Origin of the sequence: Deinococcus aestuarii, from assembly GCF_018863415.1 — a bacterium.
Lineage (GTDB): Bacteria > Deinococcota > Deinococci > Deinococcales > Deinococcaceae > Deinococcus > Deinococcus aestuarii.
The window spans coordinates 55,540-80,139 of sequence record NZ_JAHKSN010000001.1 but is presented as its reverse complement, the minus strand read 5'-3'; the positions used below and the strand labels follow the sequence as shown (position 1 = coordinate 80,139).

The following is a 24,600-nucleotide window of genomic DNA, read 5'->3' as shown; positions in this document are numbered from 1 at the left end:
GGAGTCTAGCGTGCCGCCTGCCGCGCCGCCGCCGTCACCGTGTTCGCCAGAAGCTGCGCAATCGTCATCGGGCCCACACCCCCCGGCACGGGCGTCAGGGCTCCGGCCACCCCCGCCACGTCCGGGTGGACGTCGCCCGTCAGGTGCGCCCTGCCGTCTGGCCCCAGAACGCGGTTGATCCCCACGTCGACCACGGTCGCCCCCGGCCCCACCATGTCGGGCGTGATCAGGTGCGGGCGGCCCACGGCGGCGATCAGGAGGTCGGCCTCCCGCGTCACCGCCGCGAGGTCGCGGGTACGGCTGTGGGCGACGGTCACGGTCGCGTCGGCGTTCAGCAGCAGCGCCGCCATCGGTCGCCCGACGATGTGGCTGCGGCCCACGATCACCGCGCGCTGCCCGGCGACGGGAACGCCGTAGTGCGAGAGCAGGAACATGATCCCGGCGGGGGTGCAGGGGGTCAGCGTGGGACGGCCCGCCCACAATTCGCCCACGTTGACCGGGTGAAAGCCGTCCACGTCCTTGCGCGGGTCGATGGCGTGGAGGACCGCCTCTTCGTTGACATGCCCCGGCAACGGAAGTTGGACGAGGATGCCGCTGACCGACTCGTCGGCGTTGAGTTCGGCGATCAGGGCGAGGAGGTCGGCCTGGGAAGTCGTCTCCGGCAGGGCGTGGACGGTGCTCCTGAGCCCCACCTCGCGCGCCTTGCGGTCCTTGCCGCGCACGTAGCTCACGCTGGCGGGGTCGTCGCCCAGCCGCACCATCACGAGGGTCGGCGGGGAGGTCAGCCGGGCGGCGCGGGCGCGGACGGAGGCGAGCAGCGCCTCGGCGGCGGGGGGACCGGCGAGGATGCGGGCGGTCGTCGCCGTCACCCCTGCTCCTCCCCCTCGCCCTCCTGGGCGGCCTTCGGGGCGGTGTTCAGGCTGCGGCTCAGCCCTGCGAGCACCCCGTTCACGAAACGGCCTGAATCCTCGCCGCCGAACTTGCGGGCGATGCGCACGGCGCTCTCGATGACGGGCGGGTGCGGCTCGGGGGTGTCCATCAGCTCGTAGGTCGCCAGCCGCAGGATGTTGAGGTCGGTCTGGGCCATCTGCTCGAAGCTCCAACCCCGGATGGTGCGGTGCAGCGTCTCGTCGATGGCCGCGCGGCGCGACATCAGCCCGTCCACGAGCTGCCGCGCGAAGGCCAGCGCCTCCTCGTTGAGCCTCGGGAAGGTGTCGTCGCCCCCCCGCATGGCGCCCTCGGCGCGGGTGAACACGGCGTCCAGCGGCACGTTGCCCTGCTCGGCCTCGAAGAGCACCCGGAAGGCGAACTCGCGGGCGGCGCGGCGGGTCCCGACGGGCTGGGCGGCTTTTTCGCGGCGGCGGGTCAAGCGGTCCCCTTCGGCAGGGTCACGCCCAGCACCGTCACGTTCACGGCCCGCACCTTCAGGCCGGTCATCAGCTCCACGTTCTCGGCCACCGCCTGCTGCGCCTGCCGCGCCACCCCGACGAGGTTGCGCCCGTATTCCACGTTCAACCCCACCTCCACGGTCACGTTCTGGCCGTCGCGCGTCACCTTGAGGGACCGGGGACGGCGCGGCCCGCCCTGCTGGCGCAGCACCTCCCCGACCTCGCTGGGCCTCAGGCTCGCGGGCGCGACCTCGATGCCCTCGATCCCGTCGAGGGTCGTCTGGGCGATGTCCGTCAGGACACTCCTGCTGATCTCCACTTCCATGCTTCTCGCCTCCGGTGGGCCGCTGGCGTTGGGGCGGCCCGGCAACGGGAGACAGTGTAGCGGGTCGGGACTGGTGGCCTGTGGCGCGTGGCCCGCCGAAAAGGCCTTCCCACAAGCCACGCGCGACGGGCTACAAGCCCTTTTCCTCCAGCAACGCCGAGAGTCCCGCCTCGTCCAGCACCTCCGTCTCCAGCTCGCGTGCCCGGTCGAGCTTGCTGCCCGCGTCCTCCCCGGCGATCAGGTAGTCGGTCTTCTTCGTCACGCTGCCCGTCACCCGGGCCCCCTCACGCTCCAGCAGGGCCCTGATCTCCTCGCGGGGACGGGAGAGGGAACCGGTGATCACGAAGTTCAGGCCCGCCAGGGCGGCGCCGCGCTCCACGCTCTCCTCGACCGGGTTGACCCCATACTCACGCAACCGGCGCAGGAGCCCCCGCATGTTCTCGTCGGCCAGCGCGGCGGTCACGCTCCCCGCGAGGGTGGCGCCCATCCCCGAGATCGCCTCGATCCGCCCGGGCGTGGCCGAGAGCAGCGCGTCGAGCGTGCCGAACTCGCGGGCCAGGGTCTGGGCGCCGCGCTCCCCGACGTGGCTGATCCCCAGGGCGTTGATCAGCCGCCAGAGGGGCCGGGTCTTGCTCGCCTCCAGTTGGGCGAGGACGTTCGCCGCCTTCTTCTCGCCGCTGCGCTCCAGTTCGGCGAGTTGCTCGGCGGTCAGGGTGTAGAGGTCGGCGGCGTCCTTGACGAGCCCCACGCTCAGGAGTTGTTCGATCATCCGGTCGCCCAGCCCGCGCACGTCCATCGCCCCCTTGCTCACGAAGTAGCGCAGCCGCTCGTACTGCTGGGCCGGGCAGGCGGGGTTGGGGCAGTAGGTGTTGGCGTCGCCCTCCGCCCGCACGGCCTCGTGCCCGCACTCGGGGCAGTGGGTGGGGAACGCGTAGGGGACTGCGCCCTCAGGCCGCTTTTCCACCACCACCCGCATGATCTGGGGAATCACGCCGCCCGACTTGCGGACGACGACCGTATCACCCATCCGCAGGTCCATGCCTGCGATGTAGTCCTCGTTGTGCAGCGTCGCGCGGCTGACGGTGCTGCCCTCGATCAGCCGGGGCGAGAGGTGCGCCAGCGGCGCGAGCTTCCCGGTGCGGCCCACGTTGATGACGATGTGTTCGAGGACCGTCTCGACCTCCTCCACCGGGAACTTGTAGGCGATGGCCCACCTCGGCGCCCGGCTGGTGAAGCCCGCCTCGTCCTGAAGGCGCAGGGAGTCGAGCTTGAGGACCGTGCCGTCCGCGTCGAACTCGAAGCCCGCCCGCCCCTCCGTCATCCGGCGGTGGTAGTCGGCGGCAGCCTGAATTCCCGTGAACGTCTCCGAGTAGCGGCTGGTGGGGAAGCCGTGCCCGGCGAGCCAGTCCAGCAACTCCGACTGCGAGCGCACCGGCACCCCGTCCCGCTTGCCCAGGCTGTAGAAGAGGGCCTTGAGGTTGCGGCTTCGGGTGACCTCCGGGTCCTTCTGGCGCAGCGCCCCGGCGGCCCCGTTGCGGGGGTTCTTGAGGAGGGGGGTGCCCAGCTCCTCCGCCCGCGCGTTGTAGGCGGCGAAGTCGGCCCGCGAGAGGTAGACCTCGCCGCGCACCTCCAGTTCACCCTTCAGGCCCGGCAGGGTGCGCGGGATGCCGGGCACGGTGAGGACCTGCTCGGTCACCATCTCGCCCGTGACGCCGTTGCCTCGCGTGGCCGCCCACTGGAGCACGCCGTCCACGTAGAAGAGGTTCACGCTCAGGCCGTCGATCTTGAGTTCGCCGGTGTAGGTGAACCCGTCGTAGTCGGGGGGGAGGTTCAGCGCCCGCGCCAGCTTCTCCTGCCACTCGCTCAATTCCTCGTCGTCGAACACGTTGTCGAGGCTGGTCATGGGCGTGGGGTGGTCGACGTGCTGGAAGGCCCCGCTGGGCGCCCCGCCGACCTGCTGGGTGGGGGTCTCCCCGACCGCCCACTCGGGGTGCAGCTCCTCGATTGAGCGCAGTTCCCGCACCATCCGGTCGTACACGTCGTCGGGAATCTCGGGGGCGTCCTGCTCGTGGTACGCGCGGGCGTGGCGCTCGACCTCGGCGCGCAGGTCGCGGTACTGGGCCTCCGTGACATCGGCGTGGACGGCGGCGGACGTGTCCGGGACGGCTTGATCCATGACGGGAAGCGTAGCACCGGGGTTCGGCGCGGGCGGGTGCGCTTTCCTTCAGTCTGCGGGCGGCTTCCTCACGGGGCGCGTGCCGAGCGACTGGAAGGGCCGCAGGACATACCCGTCGGGGTCCAGCACCACGAACTGCCGCCCTCCCGGCCTCCCGGTCACCCTGCCGATACCAGCGGTCTTCGAGGGGCAGGAGGACCCGGCCGCCTCAAGCACACGCCCGTAGACCGCTTCCGCATCCTCCACCTCGATCTGGAGGTGCATCCCTCGGCCGAAGGGATACTCCAGTTTTCCGGCGATGAACGTCCGGGCCGGGTCGGTCGTCTGCTCCAGCATCAACTCGGCACCGCCCAGGTCGAGGAAGGCGAAGCGGTCCTCGGGGCGGGTGTAGACGACGCGAAAGCCCAGAACCCGCGTGGAGAAGTCCAGCGAGGCGGCGAAGTCGGAGGGGTACAGTTCGGGGACGATGCGGGGGGAGGGCACGCCCCATCCTGACGCGGGGACGGCGGAGCAGGCGAAGGCTGAAAGAAGCGCACGGAATCGTGCGGCCTCCTCTCACCCATCTCAGCTCTCACTGAGGCTGCTGCAATGCAGGGGCGGCTTTATCCCGTATACTCTGGACTGGGTTCAAGCGCAACCAAGAACACCCGATCCCTTCCTCGGAGGACACCGAATGAAGAATTTTCTGATGCTGGCCCTGGCCCTGACCACCACCCTCGCCGCCTCGCCGCTCACCCAGGCGCAGGGCGCCCTGCGCGTCGGCATGGCGTACGACGCGGGCGGCAAGTTCGACCGCTCCTTCAACCAGAGCGCCTACGAGGGCGGCGCCCGCGCCGTCAAGACGCTGGGTGTGCAGCTCAAGGACTTCGAGCCGGGCGACCCCAGCCAGGTGATCCAGGGCATCCGCTCCTTCGCCAACGAGGGCTTTGACCTCACCGTCGGCGTGGGCTTTGCCAACAACGCCTCCATTACCCAGGTCGCCAAGGAGAATCCTGACCTGTACTTCGGGCTGGTGGACGACGTGAGCCCGCAGAAGAACGTGGCGAGCCTCGTCTTTGCCGAGCAGGAGGGCAGCTACCTGGTGGGCTACCTCGCCGGGCTGAACTCCTCCACGGGCGTGGTGGGCTTCGTCGGCGGCATGGACATCCCCCTGATCCACAAGTTCGAGGCCGGGTACACGGCGGGCGTGAAGGCCGCCAACCCGCGCGCCCGCGTGATCGCCCAGTACGTCGGCACGACGCCTGAGGCCTGGAACAACCCCGGCAAGGCCAAGGAGATCGCGGCCTCGATGCGCGCCAAGGGGGCGGACATCCTCTTCGCGGCGGCGGGCGCGAGCGGCAACGGCGTCATCGACTACATCAAGCAGACCCAGTGCCTCAAGGCCACCCAGCTCCCCAGTGGGGTGAAGTTCAACTCCAACAACTTTGCGGGCGTGACGAAGAGTGCCTCGTACCGGACGGCCTGCGCGGGCAACGCCCGGCCCCTCTTCTTCATCGGCGTGGATTCCAACCAGAATTATCTCGGCGATTTCGACAAGAACCCCGCCACCATGAACCACGGCCTGACCTCGATGCTCAAGCGGGTGGACAACGCCGTGTACTCGCTGATCAACGACGTCAAGAACAACCGCTTCAAGGGCGGCGAGCGCCGTTTCGGCCTCAAGGAAGGCGGCGTCGGCTACGCGGTCGACCAGTACAACCGCGCCCTGATCCCCAGCGCCCAAGTCGCCCGCGTCGAGGCCGCCAAGGCCCAGATCGTCGCCGGCCGGATCAAGGTGCCCAGCAAGTAAATCCCACACGACTTTTTGCAGGGAGGCGGCCCACGCGGCTCGCCTCCCTTCCCTTTGCGGGGGGTAGACTGCCCCCCATGAACCGCCAGCCCGAGGTCGCGCTCGCCCTGGTGCGGGTGGTCGTCGGCGTCGTCTTCGCGGCCCACGGGACGGACAAGATCTTCGGGTCGGGGTTGGAGGCGGTCACGGCGAACTTCGGGGCGTGGCGGGTGCCTCTCCCCCTCCTGACCGCCCCGCTCGTCGCCGTACTGGAGCTGGCGGGCGGGGTGCTCATCGTGCTCGGGCTGGGCGCACGGCCCATCGCGGCGGCGCTGGCCGCCGAGATGCTCGCGGCGATCTGGTTCGTTCACCGGGGGGGCGGGTTCTTCGCGCCGCGCGGGGTGGAGCTGCCCCTGCTGCTGCTCGTCGGCTGCGTGGCGGTGGCGCTGGGCGGGCCGGGGTGGCCCTCGTTCGAGGGCCGGGGAAAGAGCGCTCCGCCCAGGGCCCAGGCGAAACACGCCGCCCGGAAGGGCAAGGCTTAGGGGTCTCGGGTCCCCATCCGGCGTCGCGTCAGACTTCACCCCCTTAGACTCCTTCGAGCGAGTCCGGGGATACCCGGTCCCCTTTGCACGGAGGACAACCATGAAGAGAGTTCGGACCCCCGCCCTGGCCGTCACCGCCGCCCTCGCCGCCACGCCCCTCACGCTGGCGCAGGATGACATCGTGCGGGTGGGCATGGCCTTCCACGCGGGGGGCAAGTTCGACGGGAGCTTCAACCAGGGCGCCTACGAGGGCGGCCAGCGCGCGGCGCGGCAGCTCGGCGTGCAGATCAAGGACTTCGAGGCCGCGGACCCCAGCCAGGTCGTCGAGGGCATCCGCGCCTTCGCACGCGGGGGCTTCGACCTCACCGTCGGCCTGGGCACGGTCAGCAACGCGTCGATCACCCAGGTCGCCCGCGAGAACCCCGGCCTGCACTTCGGCCTCGTGGACGCCGTGAGCCCCGCCCCGAACGTCGCCAGCCTGACCTTCGCCGACGAGCAGGGCAGCTACCTCGTCGGGTACCTCGCCGGGCTGAACACGAGCACGGGCATCGTGGGCTTCGTGGGCGGCATGGACATCCCCCTGATCCACAAGTTCGAGGCCGGGTACACGGCGGGCGTGAAGGCCGCCAACCCGGGAGCGCGCGTGATCGCCCAGTACCTGGGCACCACCCCCGACGCCTGGACCAATCCCGGCAGGGCCAAGGAGGTCGCGGCCTCCCTGCGGGCCCGGGGGGCGGACATCCTCTTCGCGGCGGCGGGCGCGAGCGGGAACGGCGTGATCGACTACGTGGGGCAGACCCAGTGCCTCCGGGCGGCGGACCTCCCGGCGGGGGTGAGATTTACCTCGAACAACTTCGCCCGGGTGCCCAAGAGCGCCGCCTACCGACAAGCTTGCGCGGGCGACACCCGCCCGATGTTCTTCATCGGCGTGGACCGCAACCAGAACCCGCGGGGCGACTTCGACAAGAACCCCGCCACCCTCAACCACGGCCTGACCTCGATGATGAAGCGGGCGGACAACGCCGTCTACGCGCTGATCAAGGAGGTCAGGGACGGCGAGTTCAGGGGAGGTGTGCGCCGTCTCGGGCTCAGGGAGGGCGGCGTCGGCTACGCGGTGGACCGGTACAACCGCGCCCTGATCCCCTCCGCCCAGGTCCTGCGGGTCGAGGCCGTCAAGGCCGGGATCATCGCGGGCAGGATCAAGGTGCCCACCCGGTAGGACCCACCCGACGAGAGGTTCGGCAGGGGCGGCCCGATCAGACCGCCTCACCTTTATTCGCTCTGGTGGGAGAGGGCTCCCGTCCTGCCCGGCGCCCGACGGGGCCAGGCGCTTCTCCCGCCACAAGACGACGCTCTCCCCCTCCGAGGTGTTAGAATGGCCTGTTTCAGAGCGAAGGGACCCCCGGTCCTTACGCGATCAGCAGAATCCCTCGCGGCGAGCGGAGAGTGGTTTGACACCCACCCAGACGGCGCCGCCCTCAAAGGAGCCTGAGTTTGCAGAACCAGAACCTAGTGGTGCGCGGGGCGCGGGAGCACAACCTCAAGGACGTGACGGTCGAGCTGCCGCGCGACAAGTTCGTGGTGATCACGGGCGTGTCGGGCAGCGGCAAGAGCACGCTGGCCTTCGACACGATCTACGCCGAGGGCCAGCGCCGGTACGTCGAGAGCCTCAGCGCCTACGCCCGCCAGTTCCTCGGCCTGATGGAAAAGCCCGACGTGGAGGCCATCGAGGGCCTCTCGCCCGCCATCTCCATCGACCAGAAGACGACCAGCCACAATCCCAGGAGCACGGTCGGCACCGTCACCGAGATTCACGATTACCTGCGCCTGCTCTACGCGCGGGTGGGCATCCCCTACTGCCCGATCTGCGGGCGCAAGATCGAGAAGCAGTCGCCGAGCGAGATCACCGACCGGCTGCTGAGTCAGTTCAAGGACGCCCGGGCGATCCTGCTTGCCCCCGTCGTGCGCGGGCGCAAGGGTGAGTACCGCAAGCTGCTCGCCGATCTGCGGCGCGAGGGCTTCGCGCGCGTGCGGGTGGACGGCGTGCTCTACGAGCTGGAGGAGGCCGAGAAGCTCAAGCTGGAGAAGTTCGAGAAGCACGACCTCGACGTGGTGGTGGACCGGGTGACCCTGCGCGAGAGTGACCGCAGCCGTATCGCAGAGAGCGTGGAACTCGGGCTGCGGCGGGGCGAGGGCTTGCTGCGCGTCCTGATGCCCGAGGCGGGGGAGGGCGGCGCGCCGCTGGAAGAACTCTTCTCCGAGAAGTTTGCCTGCCCGGAGCACGGCAGCGTGCTGGAGGAACTCGAACCGCGCTCCTTTTCCTTCAACAATCCCTACGGCGCGTGCGGGGACTGCGCGGGGCTGGGCAGCAAGCAGGAGTTCTCGCCGGAGCTGGTGGTGGACGAGAACCTGAGCGTCGCCGAGGGCGCCATCCTCCCCTGGAGCAAGAAGGGCACCGGGGGCGGCGTGTACTACTGGGACAAGCTCAAGGCGCTCGCCGAGCACCTGGAGTTCGACCTCAAGACGCCGTGGCGCGACCTGCCCGAGGGGGCGAAGCGGGCGATCCTGCACGGGCCGGGCGAGCCCTTCGAGGTGATCTACCGCCGGGGCGGCAAGGAGACGATGCGCTTCACGACCGAGTTCGAGGGCGTGATCCCCAACCTGGAGCGGCGGTTCGCCGACACCGAGTCGGAGTTCATGCGCGAGAAGCTCGAGGAGATGATGGAGCTGCGCCCCTGCCCGACCTGCGACGGCACCCGGTACAAGCCCGAGATCCTGGCGGTGCGGGTGGGCGGCCTGAACATCTCGCAGGCGAGCGGCATGAGTGTGCTGGAGTCGGACGCCTTCTTCCAGGGCTTGCAGGAGGGCGCGCTCGACCACGCGGCCATCGAGCCCCACCTCCACGGGCACCTCGGCGGCACGGCGAGGGCGCACCCGCCCCGGCGCTACGAGTACGGCCTGAACGAGTTCGGCGCGGCGGTCGGGGCCCCGATCCTGCGGGCGATCCGCACCCGGCTGAGGTTCCTGGTGGACGTAGGGCTCGACTACCTCAGCCTCGACCGCACCGCGAACACCCTCTCGGGCGGGGAGGCGCAGCGCATCCGGCTCGCCACACAGGTCGGCTCGGGACTGACGGGCGTGCTGTACGTGCTCGACGAGCCGAGCATCGGTCTGCACCCCAAGGACAACGGGCGGCTCATCGGCACGCTGAAGAACCTGCGCGACCTCGGCAACACCTTGATCGTCGTCGAGCACGACGCCGACACCATGCTGGAGGCGGACTACCTCGTGGACATGGGGCCGGGCGCGGGGGTCCACGGCGGCGAGGTGGTCGCGGTGGGCACGCCGGACGAGGTGCGGGACAACCCGGCCAGCCTGACCGGGCAGTACCTGCGCGGCGAGATCGAGATCGCGGTGCCGCAGACCCGCAGGCGCGGCAACGGCAAGCGGCTCAAGGTGATCGGCGCCCGCGAGCACAACCTGAGGAACGTCAACATCGACATCCCGCTGGGAACGATGACGGTGGTGACGGGGCCCTCGGGGTCGGGCAAGTCCACGCTGATCCACGACATCCTGCACGCGACCCTGGCCCGCGAGCTCAACCGCGCGAAGACGACGCCGGGCCGCTACGAGCGCATCGAGGGGATGGAGCACCTCGACAAGGTGATCGAGATCGACCAGAGCCCCATCGGGCGCACGCCGAGGAGCAACCCGGCGACGTACACGGGGGTCTTCACCGAGATTCGGGACCTCTTCACCCGGACGCCGGAGGCGCGGCGGCGCGGCTACCAGTCGGGGAGATTTTCCTTCAACGTCAAGGGCGGACGCTGCGAGCACTGCAAGGGCGACGGCGTGATGAAGATCGAGATGAACTTCCTCCCCGACATTTACGTGCCGTGCGAGGTCTGCAAGGGGGCCCGTTACAACCGCGAGACGCTGGAGGTCAAGTACAACGGCAAGACCATCTCCGAGGTGCTCGACTTGACGGTGGAAGACGCCCGCGCCTTTTTCGAGAACATTCCCGGCATCGAGCGCAAGATGACGCTGCTGTGCGACGTGGGGCTGGGCTACATGCGGATCGGGCAGCCCTCGACCACCCTCTCGGGGGGTGAGGCGCAGCGGATCAAGCTCGCCACGGAACTCAGCAAGCGGGCGACCGGAAAGACGATCTACATCCTCGACGAGCCGACGACGGGCCTGCACTTCGAGGACGTGCGCAAGCTGATGGAGGTGCTGCAACGGCTGGTGGAGGGCGGGAACACCCTGCTCGTGATCGAGCACAACCTCGACGTGATGAAGTGCGCCGACCACATCGTCGACCTGGGGCCGGAGGGCGGGATCCGGGGAGGCACGGTGGTGGCGACGGGAACGCCCGAGCAACTGGCCGCGCACCCCACGAGCCACACGGGCGAGTACCTGCGCCGGGTGCCGGGCATCGTGCCCGCCGAGGCGCCCGAGAACGCGGAACTCGCCCTCGCCGCGCCCGACAAGAAGTCCCGCGCGAAGAAGGCGGTGGGTGCGTGACGGGAGCGGCCTCCCCCACCCGGCCGAGGCGGCGGGCCCGCCTCGATCCGGACCCCGCGCGGGTGTCCCCGGTCTGGACCGTCCTGCGGCTGCTCGGCGGCTGCGGGGCGGTGGCGGCGCTGGCGTACCTGTTGTGGACGTGGCCGCCGACCGACTGGCCCATGCGGCTCCTCTTCTGGGTGGGGCTGACGATCCTGGCGGACGAGTTCGGCGGGTGGTTCGGGTATCTCGGGGCCGCGCTGGGGGGGCTGCCGTTCTTCGTCCCCGCGCTGCTCACCTCCCAGTGGGCGGTGATCGTGCCCCTGGTGGGGGGGGCGCTGCTCGCGCTGCTGCTCGTCAAGCACTCGGGGGGCGCCTTTGTGCTGCCCTTCGCCGCCGCCGTCTTCGCGCTCCCGCTGCTGGCGGTGGGGAGATACGGCACGAAGCTCGACCCGGAGCTGACCCTGCCCGCCAACGCGACCTTTCAGCGCACGGCGCTGACCGCCATGCTCGCCGGGCTGGCCTTCAGCTTCGTGCGGCAACTCGTCGGGGTGGCGTGGCGCTACGGCAGGCGCAGGCGGGCGAGGCGCGCGGCGCTGGCGACCGCCGAGGCCGCCGCTTCCACTCCGGTCGCTCCCGCTCCGGCTTCCCCCGCACCAGCCGCGACCGTTCAGGTCATCACGGCGACCGCCGCGCCCGAGGAGGGGACGGTCGGCCTGCCGGGGAGCCACCGGGAGTCGGGCCGCCACGGCTGAGCCCCACAGCGACCCGAGAGAGGCCGGAGCATCTGCACTCCGGCCCCGCTCCTCTTTTTCACCCGGTTACGGGGCGGGAGGACCCTCGCGCCAGCCCTCGCTCTCCAGCAGGTCGAGGATGGGGAAGCCGGTGCGGGGGGCGTCACGCACCTCCAGCAGGGGAAAGCGGCTGGGGGGCGGCAGGGGGCGGCGCTCGCGGGGCTCGGCGGTCTGCCCCAGGGGAACCTGACTCGGCGCGCCCACCGTACTCGTCACGGGCAGCGGGGACGCGGCGCGCAGGACCTCGGCCTCCCCGTCCCCCCCGGCAGCCCGCGCCCCGACCGCCAGCACGTCGTCGAGGGCGGCGTCCCGCTGGTAGCCCATCCGGGCCGTGGCCGCCCGGACGTTCAGCACGTGCATCAGGACGGAGGTCATCGTCGGGGCGTCGTCGTCGAAGCCGCCGTGGGTGGTGGCGTCCGAGCGCGCGTCGTCCGGCTCGGCCGACGGGGAGGTGACGTACGCCCCGCCGCGCGCCTCGATTTCTTCCAGCAGGGTCGGGCCGCCCCCGTCAGGCTCCATCTGCGCAAACCGCTGCATTCCCAGCAGCGGGACCTCGCCCCGGTCGCCCCGCCCGGGCCGCTCCAGCGCGCGCGAGACGAGGTAGAGCAGCGACTTGTGATAGCCGGTCAGGCCGCCGTACGAGCAGGTGTCGTCGAGTTCTCGCTCGTCGCTCATGGCGAAGGTGGCGAAGCGCCCGACCCGCGCCGGGTCGCCGAGGTGGGGCAGCACCCGGCGGCGGAACTCGTCCACCCGCAGGGCCGGGGCGAGGAGGGTCAGTGACTCGGCGGGAATCCCGGCCGCGAGCAGCCGCTCCAGCAGCGCCGCGTGGAAGATCGAGCCCGCGCTGTGCCCCACCAGATGCACGGCGACGTTCTCCGGGCCGTGTTCCTCGCGGTAGCGCCCCAGCCGGTCCACGACGAGGCTCGCGCCGGGCAGGGCGGCCAGGGCGTCCTGCGCCGCCGAGGACGTGAGCGGCCAGGTCACGGCGCGGCGCAGGGGCAGGCTCGCCGCCCGGGCGTTCTCCTTCATCTCGTCCCACATCCAGGCCAGGGTGGTCCGCGCCACCCCCTCCACCAGGCGGTCGAACTGCTCGACGAGATCGAAGCCCAGGCCCCCCGCCGGGAGGCGTTCCTGTAACCTATCGGTGAGGTGGTTGACGAGCGTCTCGACCGGGCCGCTCTGCCACGCGAAGTAGACCGGGTACACGCCGTTGTTCAGCCACCAGTTCAGGTGCTTCTGGGCGAGGTCCAGCCCGTCCGCCTCGCTCACCAGCCCGCCGTGGGCGTAGAGCAGGACGTGGCGGCAGTCGGCCCGGCCGTGCTCCAGCCAGTGGGCGTGGCGCTCGCCCATATGCTCGAAGAGGCGCTCCACCTGTGCGGGCGAACTCACGAAGCGCCCCTGGGCGGAGAGCCGCCCCTCGTTGCCGAGGTTGACGACGTGGGCGGCGAGCCGCCGGAGGTCGGGGCCCGGCGCGCTCACCAGCCGCCCCCGCGTGCCCAGCGCGCCCTGCCGCCGACCCGACGAAAAGGGCGTGCTGGGCACCCCCGGCCGCGCCACCCAGGCGTCGTAGGCGGTCTCCAGCCAGTCCTCGTACGGGAGGGTGGCGAAGCCCCGAGCACCCCAGCGCTCTCCCCACGAGTTCTGCACGAGGAACCCCACCTCGTTGTAGCCCACCAGGGCGTAGGCGTGGCCCCCGAGCGCCCGGGCGTTCACCGGGCGGGCGATGAGGTGGAGGTCGCGCTCCCCCTGCCGCAGCACGCGCGGGCTCAGCCAGCCCTCGTGGAGCACGCCCGAGACGGCGACGGCGTTCAGCTCGCTGATCGCCGACTGCATGTCGTCGAGGCGGTAGGGGTTGACCCGGTAGAACGCACCCAGGGGCCGCTCGCGGCACGCGCGGGCGAACTCGCGCTCCCCGGGGTCGGGCTCGGGCCGCATCCTCAGCAGGGGCCACGTCTCCTCCAGCGCGACCCCGTGGTGGAACCAGCCCTTGAAGCAGCCGCGCAGCGAGGAGCCCGCGTCCTCCTCCCCGGGGAACTCGTCGTAGCGGCGGGCGAGGCGGTAGAGCATGTAGGGGCTCACGCGCGGCGCCGTGTCCCCGGAGGTGCGGGCGAGCACGGTGTTCACCACGGCGGCGACCGCGTGCCCGGTGCAGGCGTTGCCCTCCTGGCGCATCACGTAGCGCTCTCCCTTCGCGTCCCGCCAGTCGAGCCTCACCGGGAGGGGCTGTAGCCTCGGGCGGTACTCCAGGTCGCGCCCGTCGAAGGCGTCGGGCACGGCGCTCAGGTGGACGGCCCCCACCTGCGGAACGGTGACGGTACGCGGCGCGGCGGTCTTGGGCATCTCGGACGACCTCCCCTCTCTGGGTCAACGGCCCGGACGGTCAGGGCGGCGGCGGACGGGATGGTCCCGCACCGCCGCCCTCTGGACCTCCCATTGTTCTCCTCCCCGGCGGCGAAGTCCATCCCGCCCCCCGCCCCGGCAGGCACGGCGGGCGGGGCATCCGCCCGGGTTTCCAGGAGGGGCGGGCGGTACACTGCCGGGGTGACCAGACTTCAGGGCAACAACCAGGGCCGCACGGTGCTCGTGATCGGGACCCTGATCGCCGCCGTCCTCGTCGCGCTCGCGCTGTTCGCGGTGCGCGGCAGGCCCGCCGCCGGGGAGGGGCCGGTGAGCTTCGACCTGACGGGCCAGCCCGTGCTCGGGCGGGAGGACGCGCCCGTCACCCTGGTGGTGTTCGAGGACTTCAAGTGCCCCAACTGCAAGCGGTTCGAGGAGGAGTTCTTGCCCCAGCTTCGCTCGCAGTACATCGACACCGGGAAGGCGAGGCTCGTCTCCCTGAATTTCCCGTTTCTCGCCGAGAACGCGCGCCTGCCCGTGGACGACAGCAAATTTGCCGCGCAGGCCGCCGAGTGCGCGTATCAGCAGGGCGGCGGCCAGGCCTACGAGCGGATGAAGCAGCTCATCTTCCGCGCCCAGGGCCCCGAGGATCAGGTCTGGGCCACCAAGGCCCGACTCAAGGAACTCGCGGGCAGCGTGGACGGCCTCGACACGGCCCGCTTCAACACCTGCCTGGACGGCGATGAGACCGCCGCCGCCGTGGACGCCGACGAGCGGCAGGCGCGGGAGGCCGGGGTTGGCGGCACGCCCAGCATCTACGTGAACGGCAAGCTCCTCCCGAGCTACGACGCGGCGACCGTCGGGGCCGCCATCGATGCCGCCCTCCAGTAGAGGTCAGGCGTGACCCCCTTTGGCCGTCTCTACCTCGCCTGGGTCGTGGCCCTCGCCGCCACCCTGGGCAGCCTGTACTTCAGCGAGGTGCGGGGCTTCGCGCCGTGCGCGCTGTGCTGGTTTCAGCGCGTCGCCATGTACCCCCTCGCCCTGCTCCTCGGCATCGCGGCCCTGCGCGGCGACCTGGGGATCAGAGCCTATGCGCTCCCCCTCGCCGTGCTCGGCTGGCTCGTCGCCCTCGTGCACAACCTGGAGGACTGGGGCGTGATCGAGACCCTGCGCGTGTGCAGCGCCGCTTCCTCCGTGCCCTGCAACGTCCACTGGCCCGTGTGGAGCGGCCCCCTCGCCAACCTCAACTCGGTGCTCACCATCCCCGCCCTCGCCCTGATCGCCTTCACGCTGATCATCGGGCTGCTGAGTTGGGGGCGGGCGCGGAGGCTGTAGGGGTCGGTTCTCGATCCTGAGCGGGACCAGAGGGGCTGTCGTGGCAGACGGCCCCTCTGGCTCACTCGCTCCGTACCTGGAAGCGTTCACCGGCTCCTTCATGGGCTGGGGGAGGGAGCCGCACATGCCGGTTTCGACCGACACCTCCTGCCCGCACCCCCTAGTCTCCCAAGTCATGATCGCCAAGGAGCACGAACCTTTCCCCACCACCGACCGCCTGCAAAAGGCCGGGGACGAGGCCGAGAAACAAATGGCCCACTACCTCAGGCGCGCGTTCGGTGACGACCCGGACGTGCACATCTTCAACGGGCTTCGCTTTGAACATGGGGGCGAGGTGGCACAGATCGACCATCTGGTCTTCCACCGTGCGGGCATGATCATTGTCGAGAGCAAGAGTGTGACCAGCGCGGTGCGAATCAACGAACGTGAAGAGTGGGCGAGGAGATGGGACGGACGGTGGCGGGGCATGGCCTCCCCAGTCTTGCAGGCGAGACGCCAGGCTGATCTGCTCAGGTCGCTTCTCCAAGCGCACCGGGAGCAACTGAGGAATAAGGTCCTGTTCGGTTTGAAGCAGGGCGGATTTCGAGCTTTCATGATCAACGTGGTTGTGGCGATCAGCGACAGAGGAGTCGTGGAGCATCAAGGAAAACTCCCGGACGTGAAAAAGGCCGATCAGGTACCTGATCGGGTCAGGGAACTCATCGCGGACCACACCCAGCTCGCCCACCCCTTCAGCCGCGACAAGCGGGCGGAGCAGTGGGGCTTCAACCTCTCGCCCGAGGAGGTCGTGCGGGTGGGTGCCTTCCTGCGGACGCAGCACCAAGGTCGCCCGCCCAACCCTGACCCGTCGTGCCCGCCTGTCGCGTCGGCACCGAGCCAGGGCGTTGGGTGGGCGTCTCCGGTTTCCCCCCCATCAGCACGGTTCGCGGCTCAAAACTCCCGTTGCGGGAAGTGCGAGGCCACCGATCTAGAGATCAGGTTCGGTCACAGTTACTATTTCAAGTGCAGAAGCTGCGGCGCGAACACGGTGCTCAAATTGACCTGCACGACCTGTGGAGGGCCGCAGCGGACCCGCAAGAGCGGCACCGAGTTCTACGCCGAGTGTTCGACCTGCCGAACGTCGGAGCTGTACTTCACCAACCCGTAGGTCAAGGTGTTGTCGTTCAGACCGGCCTCCCCGCCATCATGAAACTGGCCGTCATGCCGCCGTCGACCGGCAAGATCGCGCCGGTCAGGAAGCTCGCCTCGGGGCTGCCCAGGAAGTAGATGACCTGGGCGACCTCGCGCGGCTCGCCGAGGCGGCGCAGGGCGTGGAGGTCCTCGTAGTCGCGTCGAGTCTGGCCGGGGTCCTCGCTCCCGGCGATGGCCTGCAAGACGCCCTCGGTGGCGATGGCGCCGGGGGCGACGGCGTTGACGCGCACGCCGCGCCCAGCGAGGTCGAGGGCCATCGCGCGGGTGAGGTTGACCAGCCCGCCCTTGCTGGCGTTGTAGGCGGCATTATTCTGCTCGGCGAAGAGGCCCTGCACCGAGGCGATGTTGACCACGGCGCTGCCCCGGCCCATCAGGTCGATCAGGGTGCGGGTGAGCAGGAGGGGCGCGGTGAGGTTCACGCCCAGGCTGCGCATCCAGCCGCGCTCGCTGACCTCCAGCACGCCGCCGTGCGCGCCCTGGTAGGCGGCGTTGTTCACGAGAACCCCCACGGCGCCCAAGGGCCGCGCCGCCCGCAGGATGCGCTCGCGCCCGGCGGCGGTGCTCACGTCCGCCCGCACGCGCGGCTGCCCGCGCAACACCGGCGGCATGGTCAGGTCCACGCTCAGGACCCGGTGCCCCCGCTCGGCGTACAGCTCCGCGACCGCCCTCCCGATCCCCCGCGCCGCCCCCGTCACGATCACCGTGCCGGATTCTCCCGGCGTCGGCGGCGCGTCCTCCCCCCCGGTGCCCCTGCCCTTGCCCGTCATGCCCGTAGTGTGCGGGATCGTGAGGCTGAGCGGAGAACAGGTTAAGGTGAGCTTAAGGTTAGGCACATGGGCCGGTCAGCCTATGCCAAAGGACGGCTTTTGCAAAGGCGTAGCGCAGGCCACAGAACCTGCGTTCAGACCGCACAATCTCATGTCTCCGGGGGGCAACTCATGGCCGTTCATGCTTTCCTGTCGCCATGCGTCAATTGGGAATGCGCGCGGTGCTGGGCGCGTTGTTGCTGGGTTCCACGGCTGTGGCCTCCATCGAAAACGACTTTTCCGCCGTCTTGAAATTCGGCCCCCGGGTGACGGGCACTCCGGCGAACGAGGGGGCCCGCACGTACCTGGAGGGGCAGTTCCGTGCCCTGGGGTACACCACCCGCCGCGAGACGTTCTCGTACCCGCGCTTCGACGACCTCGGCTCGGACGTGCGGGTGGGCGAGCGGACCCTGCGCGGCTTCGCCCTCCAGGGGAGCGCGGGCGGGGAGGTCAGCGCGCCCGTGGCCCTCGTGCCCGGCGTCGGCACGCCGGAGGACTTCCGGGGAGCGAACGTGCGGGGCAAGGTCGCCGTGGTGCGGCGCGGTCAGCTTCCCTTCGCGCAAAAGGCCCGGAACGCCCTCGCGGCGGGGGCGAGGGGGCTGGTCGTCGTGAACAACACGGACGGGGAGCTGCGCAGCGGCACCCTCGGCGAGCGGGTGGAGCTGCCGGTGCTGGGCGTGTCGACCACCACCGGGGCGGGCCTGCAGGAGGGGCAGCCGGTCACGCTCGCGGTGCGGGTGCGCCAGGGCGACGTGCGCGGCGTGAACGTGGTCGCCTACAAGGCGGGGGTCACGCGGCCGGAGCTGCTCTTCGGCGCCCACATGGACTCGGTGGCCGGGGCGCCGGGCGCGAACGACAACCTCTCGGGCACGCTGGCCGTACTCGACCTCGCGCGGCGGTCGGTGAACACCTCGCTGGCGAACCGGAGCTACTTCGTCCTCTTCGACGGCGAGGAGGACGGGTTGCGGGGCTCGCGGGCCTTCGTGAAGGACAACGCGGCCCTGGTGGGGAGCCTCCGGGCCATGTTCAACTTCGACATGGTGGGCGTGAACGCCGACCCCCTCGGCGTGAGCGGCGACGGCGCCCTCGTGAACGCCGCGCGCGAGGCGGTGCCGACGCTGCAGGCGTTCTCGGGCGGGGGCGGCGGGAGCGACCACGCCTCCTTCGCGCAGGCGGGGGTGGCGACCCTCTTTTTCCACACGGGGATCGACCGCAACTACCACCAGCCGACCGACACCGTGCTCGACCCCGCGCTCATCCGCACGACGGTGGACGCGGCCCAGAAGACCGTGGACGCCGTGCTGAGCGCCGCACCCGCCAGCCGGTAACCGGGAGAGCGAAACAGCAAGGGGGAAAGGTGCGACCACCTCTCCCCCTCTCTCCTTTGCCCGCGTCTCAGTTCAGGCGGGTGATGCGGCCCAGCGTCGGTGAGGTCACTTCCTTGCCGCGCAGGTAGTTCTGGAAGGCGTCGAGGTCCACGTCGCCGCCCAGACGGTTGGTGCCCTGGGTGAAGACGGTGAAGTTGTCGCCGCCGTCCGCGAGGAAGTTGTTGATGGTGACGCGGTAGCTCGCGGCGGGGTCGAGGGGCTGGCCGTTCAGGGTGATGGCGCTGACCTTTTCCCCTTTCGCCTTGCTGTTGTCCCAGGTGTAGGCGAAGCCCTCGCTGACCTGGAGGATGCGGTTTTGCCCGGCGGAGGGGTTGTCGAACTGCTGCTCCAGCGCGGCCTTGATCTGGGCCCCCGTCAGCGTGACCACGGTCAGGATGTTGCCGAAGGGCTGCACCGCGAAGGTGTCGCCGTAGGTCACCCGGCGGGTCGAGTTGGGCACGGTGGCGGGCAGGTCGGCGCGGATGCCGCCGGGGTTCATGAAGGCCAGGACGGCGCCGCCCTTCTCGGGGGCGCGGGTGGCGGCGAGCTGCGAGTCGGCGATCACGTCACCGAGGGCGCTCTCACCCGCCGGGTTCTGGGCGCGGGTGATCTGCTCGACGCCGAGCGTGGCGATGGGCTGTTGGGCCACCGGATCGGTGATCGCCTTGGCCTTCTGCACGACGGTCGTCATCGCGGCGTCCTTGGGTCCGTTCGCCGCGTCCACGAGGACGTTTCTCGCCTCGACGGAGACCACCCGGTTCGCGCGGGTGTCGACCTTGAGGTCGAGGCGCTGGAGGAGGTGGCCGAAGGCGTCACCCTGGATCACCACGCGCTCCTGGCCGCCCGGGCCGGGCACCCGGCAGTTGTAGCCGCGGTGGGTGTGTCCCGTCATGATCGCGCTGACCGCGGGATCGAGGCCCCGGGCGATGTCCACGATGGGGCCGGTGAGCGTCTTGCAGTTCACCACGTCGTAGGCGTCCGTGCTCGCGCCGCCCTGGTGCACGAGGGCGACGATGGCGTCCACGTTGCCGCGCTTGATCTGGGGGATCACGCGGTTGATCGCGGCGACCTCATCCTCGAAGCGCAGGCCCGCCACGCCCGAGGGGGTCACGACGGTGGGGGTGTCCTTCAGCACGGCGCCCACAAAGGCCACCCGTGCCGGGCCGACCTGCACGATCTTGTAGGCGGGGAAGGCGAGCGCGCCCGTCTTCTCGTCCACGACGTTCGCCCCGAGGTAGGTGTAGGCGGCGCCGGGGAAGGGGTTGACGTACTTGCAGGCGCGGGCCGCGTCGTTCGAGGCGCAGCCGCCCTTCTGGAAGCGTTGCAGCTCGGCGTAGCCTGCAGCTCGGCGTAGCCGTAGTCGAACTCGTGGTTGCCCACCACGTTGACCGCCATGCCGAGCCCACTCAGCGCGAGGATGGTGGGCTCGTCGCGCAGCAGGCCGCTGATCAGGGGCGAGGCCCCCGTCATGTCGCCCACGCCCACGAAGACGGTGTTGGGGTTTTCCTGACGCGTCTGGGCCAGGACGCCCCCGATGGCCTCGATGCCGCCCGCCTGCACGGTCACGGTCTTCGTGCGGTCGGCGGGGTCGGGGATACGGAAGCTCGTCGGCAGCAGGTTGCCGTGGAAGTCGTTCACGCCGAGGACGGTGACCGTCACCTCGGGCTGGGCCGGGCCGAGAAGAGAGGAGCAACTGCTCAGGGTGAGCGCCGTCCCCACCAGCATCAGGTTTCTTTTCATGCGTGAAGTTTCTGGCACGGCGAGGGTCGGGGACGGGTGAGCGCCTCAGGTCTCCTGATCCGGCCGCCGGGGCGCGAGGAGCGCCGCCCGCACGGCCTCCAGAAACGCCCCGGGCTCCAGGGTCGTCCCCTGGGCGAGCGCGGGCCGACCGCCACCCCGGCCGCCCGTGGCCTCCAGCGCGCGCCCCAGCAGCGCCCCGGCGGGCACGTCCTCCCGCGCGCTGCCGACGCCGCAGCGTCCACCGGGGGCGAGGGCGGCCACCACCTCACCCGCAGGGGTGGCGGCGAGCACGTCGGCGAGCAGGGCGGGGTCGTCGAGGGTCAGGGCGCGGAGGGACACGCCCCCAAGCTCCTCCGCGGGCGCGGCCCCCACCAGAAGCCGGGCGAGCCGGGCCCGCAGGCCAGCCGCCTCCGTCCTCTGGGCGTCGCGCTCGGCGGAGAGGGCCGCCACCCGCTCCGGCAGCCGCCCTACGGGGACGCTGAACTCCTGCGCCAGCGCCCGGCTCCCCGCGTACACCCCGCCCAGGTACTCCGCGGCCTCCTCCCCCGCCATGAAGACCACGCGGGTCAGCCCGCCCCGGACGCGCTCGGTCCGCAGCACGACCACGGGCGCCGCCATCGAGGCGTGGGGGACGTGGGTGCCCCCGCACGCGCTCACGTCGAAGGGCACCCCGTCCGGGCCGCGGAAGATCACCAGCCGCACGTCGCCCCCCACCTTCGCCTCGCGCCGCAGCGGGTAGCGGTGGAGGTCCGCGCTCGGCACCGTCGGCGTGTCCAGCGTCAGGGGCGTGCGGGCGAGTGTCTCGCGCAGCAGTTCCTCGGCGGACCGCACGTCGGCCTCGCCCGGGTCACCGTGCAGGTCGAGGGTGGACTCGGCATTCCGCATACTCACTGCCGCCACCGCAAAGGCCGGGCTCACCCGGTGGAACGCCTGCGCCAGGAGGTGCTCGCCGCTGTGCCGCTGGGAGTTGCGCCAGCGCCGCGCCGCGTCCACCTCGCCCGTGACGACCGCGCCGACCCCTGGCCCCGACCCCTCCAGCTCGTGCCAGACTACGCCGCCCTCGCCCTTGCGGGTGCCCTCGACGCGGACCTCCCCCCCGTTCCAGCGCAGCACCCCCACGTCCCCGTTCTGCCCGCCGCCCTCGGGATAAAAGGCGGTGGCGTCCAGGGCGGCGGCCCCCTCCCGCGCGGCGGTGACGGTCGCGCCGAAGGTGAGAAGGGCCGGTTCTTCGCGAAACAGCAGGCGGGTCATGGGAGCCAGGGTAGAGCGGATGCCGAGCCTTCAGCCGTCAGCCGTCAGCCCTCAGCTTGTTGGGCTGACGGCTGAAAGCTCTCGCTACACCTCGACGTGCGCCGCCGGGACCCGTTCCCCGCGCCTGCGGGTGGGCATGGAGAGGTTGGGCATCATCAACGTGGCGAGGAAGGCGAGCAGGGCGACGCCGATGCTCCAGCGGTAGATGTTGGCGATGGCCCCCGCGAAGGAGACCTTGACGACGCGCTCGATGCGCTGCCCGGCGGCCTCGAAGGCGGCGTACTGCTCGTTGAGCTGGCTCAGCACCCCGGCGCGGCCCTGCTCGGTGGCGAGCGCCTGCGCGGGAATGCGGCCCAGGCCTTCCCGCAGACCCTGGGGGAGCGCCGGGTTCTGCGCGATCTGGCCGAGGGCGGCGGCGTTGCCGCTCTGGACGGCGGCCTCCACCTGACGGCGCACGGCCGCGAGCCCGCTGGCCTGGTCGGTGCCGCCCGCCTGGGGACCCGCGCCGAAGGCCCCGCCCGAATTTTGCGCGGCGGCCTGCTGGCTCTGGGTCAGGATCGCCTGCACGGCGGGGGGCTGGCCCACCTTGGCCTGCTCGAAGTTGCGGGTGAGCTGGGTCGAGAGCCCGGCGGTCAGGAGCGCCCCGAAGACCGCCGTGCCGATGGTGCTGCCCATCTGCTGGAAAAACTGCCCGGCGCTCGTCGCCACGCCGATCTCCCAGGGCTTGACGGAAAGTTGCAGGGCGGTGGTGAACAGGGGCAGCGCGGGCCCCAGCCCCAGGCCCAGCAGCACCATCCGCAGCACCACGCCGTTGTAGGGCGTGTCGGCGGTCAGGGTGCTCAGGCTGAAAAAGCCCAGCGCGGCGAGCCCCAGCCCGATCAGGATGAGCGGCTTGTAGCGCCCGATGCGGCTGGCGATCTGCCCCGAGCCGATGGAGCCGATGATCAGCCCGACCGTGAGCGGAATGGTGGCGGTCCCGGCGGCGGTGGCGCTGACCCCCTGCACGTTCACGAGGTACAGGCTCAAGAAGAGGATCGCCCCCAGGAACCCCGCCCCGATCAGGAAGCGGGCCACCGCCCCCCACGCGAAGGTGGGGTTGCGAAAGAGCGCGAGCGGCAGGATCGGGCTCTCGTGGCGGCCCTCCACGAACAAAAAGGCGACGAGCGAGACGGCGGAGAGGCCGAAGAGCCCCAGGATCGTCGGGCTCGTCCAGGCGTAGTTCCCGTCCGCCCCCCAGGTCAGCGCGAGGAGGAGGGGCACGGTGAAGACCAGGATCAGGAACGCGCCCAGCCAGTCCACCTTCGCCTCTAACCCGCTGGCGAGCCGGGGCATCCGGGAGGCGATGAAGGAGAGCGCGATCAGTCCCAGCGGCAGGTTCACGTAAAACACCCAGCGCCACGAAATCTGGTCGGTCAGGAAGCCGCCGAGCAGCGGCCCGATCACGCTGCTCAGGCCGAAGACAGCGCCGAAGAGGCCCTGGTAGCGGGGGCGGTCCACCGGCTCGAACAGGTCGGCGATGATGGCAAAGGCCACCGAGCCCAGCGCCGCCGCCCCGACGCCCTGAAGGCCCCGGAACACCACGAGCTGCATCATGCCGCCGCCGAAGAGGTTGCCCAGGAAGGGCTCGCCGGACAGGCCGCACAGCGCCGAGCCCAGCAGAAAGATCGTGATGCCGGTCATCAGGATGGGCTTGCGCCCGTACAGGTCCGAGAGCTTGCCGTAGATGGGCACGAGCGCCGTGTTCGTCAGGAGGTAGGCGGTCGTGACCCACGAGTACAGGTTCAGCCCGTCGAGGTCCTGGGCGATGCGCGGCATGGCGGTCGCCACGATGGTCTGGTCGAGCGCGCTCAGAAAGAGGCCGAGCAGCACGCCGAAGAGGATCACGCGCTTGGTGCGCATGTCGAGCGTCTGCGCGTAGTTGATGCGCTGGGCGGCGGCGCGGGCGCCGGGTGGGGGGGGATTGGTCATGGGTTCTCCTGGGAGGGGGGGGTGCAGTCGGGGCCGGGGCCGACCTCGGCCACCAGCGCGCGCACGGCGTCGGCGGCGGCGCGGATCGTCCCCGGTCTCACCCCGCTGAAGGCGGTCTCGTACGCGCCGATAAACTGCGCGTCCATCCGGTTCACGATGTCCTGGCCCTGCGCGGTCAGGGCGACGAGCTTCTCGCGGCGGTTGCCCGGGTTCTCCCGCCGCTCGGCGAGGCCCCGGCGCACCAGCCGCTCGACGAGGTGACTCATCGCGGGCAGGCTCAGCCGGGCGCGCTCGGCGAGCGCCGTGACGGTCAGGGGAGCCTGGGCGCGGAGCTGGTGCATCACCGTCATCTGGGTAAAGCTCAGCTCGTGGCCCTGCAACTCGTCTTGCATGTTCAGCAGCACCCGGCTGCTGATGAGCCGGTGCAGCCGCCGCATCTCCGCCGCCAGCCGGGCGGCGTCGGCGCTGGCCCGCTGGGCGTCGTTCGGGGCGTTGGCCTGCGCGTGCGGGTCGGTCATGGTTGCAAGCTTGAAAGGGTTCTAAACATAAGACGGTATGATGCTCCACATTGCGCGGAAAATCAACCAAGAGGAAAGGCTGAGGTCATCCGGCCAGAACGGCGTGAGCGGTCGAAGCCGACGAAGGCGACCGTCTGCAACAGTTCCTCCCGGGTCCGGTCGTCGAGCGCGAGGGCGTAGGCGAGGGAGCTGTGGCTGGCGCGGCAGGGGGTGGTGCCCCGGCAGGCGGCGAGATCGCGGGCGGCCAGTCCGAGCACGCGGGCCGTCAGGTGCTCCCGATGTTCGAGGACGAACGGAACGGGGAATTGCGCCAGCATCGGCGCGGATTCGGGCGCGTCGTGCCTTTTGCGGGCGAAAGTCAGCGCGTGCCGCATGGCGTCCGCCTCCACCTCCGTCACCGCATGGGGGCCAGGGTGGATGAGCCACCACGTCGGCACGCCCTCCACGTCCCGGCCTTTCACGACCATGGAACGGTTGTTGGTGAGCGGCAGGAGGTAGTTGCTTCCTGTCGTCGGGTTGAAGTGAAAGCGCGGGTCGTCTCCGGTCAGGGCCAGACTGGCGATGAGGTCACCGATCAACCCAAGGTAGGCG

General features: G+C 70.7%; 20 protein-coding genes and 1 pseudogene. 9 read left to right on the top strand and 12 right to left on the bottom strand.

The window, feature by feature from the left end; all coding sequences use genetic code 11:
- Nucleotides 1–5 precede the first annotated feature (5 nt).
- The 5 genes from folD to IC605_RS00390 all read right to left on the bottom strand — a co-directional run bounded on the left by folD (nucleotide 6) and on the right by IC605_RS00390 (nucleotide 4,372).
- The gene (gene folD / locus IC605_RS00410) at nucleotides 6–869 is read right to left on the bottom strand and encodes a bifunctional methylenetetrahydrofolate dehydrogenase/methenyltetrahydrofolate cyclohydrolase FolD (protein ID WP_216317600.1); all 864 of its coding nucleotides are present in this window, start codon (nucleotides 867–869) and stop codon (nucleotides 6–8) included.
- Entirely contained in the window at nucleotides 866–1,369 is a 504-nt protein-coding gene (nusB, locus tag IC605_RS00405) for a transcription antitermination factor NusB (protein WP_216317599.1), read from the bottom strand. Before nusB ends, folD begins: the two co-directional genes overlap by 4 nt.
- Nucleotides 1,366–1,713: an Asp23/Gls24 family envelope stress response protein gene (locus IC605_RS00400; protein WP_216317598.1), complete on the bottom strand. Its 348-nt coding sequence runs from the start codon at nucleotides 1,711–1,713 to the stop codon at nucleotides 1,366–1,368. Before IC605_RS00400 ends, nusB begins: the two co-directional genes overlap by 4 nt.
- A gap of 130 nt (nucleotides 1,714–1,843) precedes the next feature.
- The gene (ligA, locus tag IC605_RS00395) at nucleotides 1,844–3,889 is read right to left on the bottom strand and encodes an NAD-dependent DNA ligase LigA (protein ID WP_216317597.1); all 2,046 of its coding nucleotides are present in this window, start codon (nucleotides 3,887–3,889) and stop codon (nucleotides 1,844–1,846) included.
- Between the two features lie 48 nt (nucleotides 3,890–3,937).
- On the bottom strand, nucleotides 3,938–4,372 hold the full coding sequence (locus IC605_RS00390; protein ID WP_216317596.1) for a VOC family protein: 435 nt from the start codon (nucleotides 4,370–4,372) through the stop codon (nucleotides 3,938–3,940).
- 190 nt (nucleotides 4,373–4,562) lie between these two features.
- Between IC605_RS00390 and IC605_RS00385 the strand changes: the two genes are divergently transcribed.
- The 5 genes from IC605_RS00385 to IC605_RS00365 all read left to right on the top strand — a co-directional run bounded on the left by IC605_RS00385 (nucleotide 4,563) and on the right by IC605_RS00365 (nucleotide 11,457).
- Nucleotides 4,563–5,678: a BMP family lipoprotein gene (locus IC605_RS00385; RefSeq protein WP_216317595.1), complete on the top strand. Its 1,116-nt coding sequence runs from the start codon at nucleotides 4,563–4,565 to the stop codon at nucleotides 5,676–5,678.
- 77 nt (nucleotides 5,679–5,755) lie between these two features.
- A complete protein-coding gene (locus IC605_RS00380; protein ID WP_216317594.1) occupies nucleotides 5,756–6,199 on the top strand; it encodes a DoxX family protein in 444 nt (147 codons plus the stop codon).
- A 100-nt stretch (nucleotides 6,200–6,299) separates the two neighbouring features.
- On the top strand, nucleotides 6,300–7,418 hold the full coding sequence (locus IC605_RS00375; RefSeq protein WP_216317593.1) for a BMP family lipoprotein: 1,119 nt from the start codon (nucleotides 6,300–6,302) through the stop codon (nucleotides 7,416–7,418).
- A 275-nt stretch (nucleotides 7,419–7,693) separates the two neighbouring features.
- On the top strand, nucleotides 7,694–10,723 hold the full coding sequence (uvrA, locus tag IC605_RS00370; RefSeq protein ID WP_216317592.1) for an excinuclease ABC subunit UvrA: 3,030 nt from the start codon (nucleotides 7,694–7,696) through the stop codon (nucleotides 10,721–10,723).
- Complete coding sequence (locus IC605_RS00365; protein ID WP_343216450.1) at nucleotides 10,720–11,457, top strand: hypothetical protein; 738 nt, start codon at nucleotides 10,720–10,722, stop codon at nucleotides 11,455–11,457. The genes uvrA and IC605_RS00365 overlap by 4 nt, the downstream gene beginning before the upstream one ends.
- A 66-nt stretch (nucleotides 11,458–11,523) precedes the next feature.
- On the opposite strand, the gene IC605_RS00360 is transcribed toward IC605_RS00365, so the two are convergent.
- Nucleotides 11,524–13,836 carry a C1 family peptidase gene (locus tag IC605_RS00360; protein WP_216317591.1) on the bottom strand — a complete coding sequence of 771 codons (2,313 nt, stop codon included), beginning with the start codon at nucleotides 13,834–13,836 and terminating at the stop codon, nucleotides 11,524–11,526.
- Between the two features lie 201 nt (nucleotides 13,837–14,037).
- On the opposite strand from IC605_RS00360, the gene IC605_RS00355 reads away from it, so the two are divergent.
- From IC605_RS00355 to IC605_RS00345, 3 genes are all read left to right on the top strand, one after another.
- A complete protein-coding gene (locus tag IC605_RS00355; RefSeq protein WP_216317590.1) occupies nucleotides 14,038–14,724 on the top strand; it encodes a DsbA family protein in 687 nt (228 codons plus the stop codon).
- Nucleotides 14,725–14,733: 9 nt separating this feature from the next.
- Entirely contained in the window at nucleotides 14,734–15,168 is a 435-nt protein-coding gene (locus IC605_RS00350; protein WP_216317589.1) for a disulfide bond formation protein B, read from the top strand.
- Nucleotides 15,169–15,343: 175 nt separating this feature from the next.
- A complete protein-coding gene (locus tag IC605_RS00345; protein ID WP_216317588.1) occupies nucleotides 15,344–16,315 on the top strand; it encodes a nuclease-related domain-containing protein in 972 nt (323 codons plus the stop codon).
- A 16-nt stretch (nucleotides 16,316–16,331) separates the two neighbouring features.
- Here IC605_RS00345 and IC605_RS00340 read toward each other — a convergent pair whose 3' ends face one another.
- A complete protein-coding gene (locus IC605_RS00340; protein ID WP_216317587.1) occupies nucleotides 16,332–17,126 on the bottom strand; it encodes an SDR family NAD(P)-dependent oxidoreductase in 795 nt (264 codons plus the stop codon).
- Between the two features lie 197 nt (nucleotides 17,127–17,323).
- Between IC605_RS00340 and IC605_RS00335 the strand changes: the two genes are divergently transcribed.
- Nucleotides 17,324–18,493, top strand: a complete 1,170-nt coding sequence (locus IC605_RS00335; protein WP_216317586.1) for a M28 family peptidase — start codon at nucleotides 17,324–17,326, stop codon at nucleotides 18,491–18,493.
- Nucleotides 18,494–18,560: 67 nt separating this feature from the next.
- On the opposite strand, the pseudogene IC605_RS00330 reads toward IC605_RS00335, so the two are convergent.
- The 5 genes and pseudogenes from IC605_RS00330 to IC605_RS00310 form a co-directional block, all read right to left on the bottom strand.
- Nucleotides 18,561–20,272 (bottom strand): annotated as a pseudogene (locus IC605_RS00330) (bifunctional metallophosphatase/5'-nucleotidase).
- A gap of 45 nt (nucleotides 20,273–20,317) precedes the next feature.
- Nucleotides 20,318–21,523: an alanyl-tRNA editing protein gene (locus IC605_RS00325; RefSeq protein WP_216317585.1), complete on the bottom strand. Its 1,206-nt coding sequence runs from the start codon at nucleotides 21,521–21,523 to the stop codon at nucleotides 20,318–20,320.
- A gap of 84 nt (nucleotides 21,524–21,607) precedes the next feature.
- Nucleotides 21,608–23,491 carry an MDR family MFS transporter gene (locus IC605_RS00320; protein ID WP_216317584.1) on the bottom strand — a complete coding sequence of 628 codons (1,884 nt, stop codon included), beginning with the start codon at nucleotides 23,489–23,491 and terminating at the stop codon, nucleotides 21,608–21,610.
- Nucleotides 23,488–24,009, bottom strand: coding sequence for a MarR family winged helix-turn-helix transcriptional regulator (locus tag IC605_RS00315; RefSeq protein WP_216317583.1), 522 nt, complete (start codon nucleotides 24,007–24,009; stop codon nucleotides 23,488–23,490). Before IC605_RS00315 ends, IC605_RS00320 begins: the two co-directional genes overlap by 4 nt.
- A gap of 62 nt (nucleotides 24,010–24,071) precedes the next feature.
- Complete coding sequence (locus tag IC605_RS00310) at nucleotides 24,072–24,587, bottom strand: hypothetical protein (protein ID WP_216317582.1); 516 nt, start codon at nucleotides 24,585–24,587, stop codon at nucleotides 24,072–24,074.
- Nucleotides 24,588–24,600: the final 13 nt, after the last annotated feature.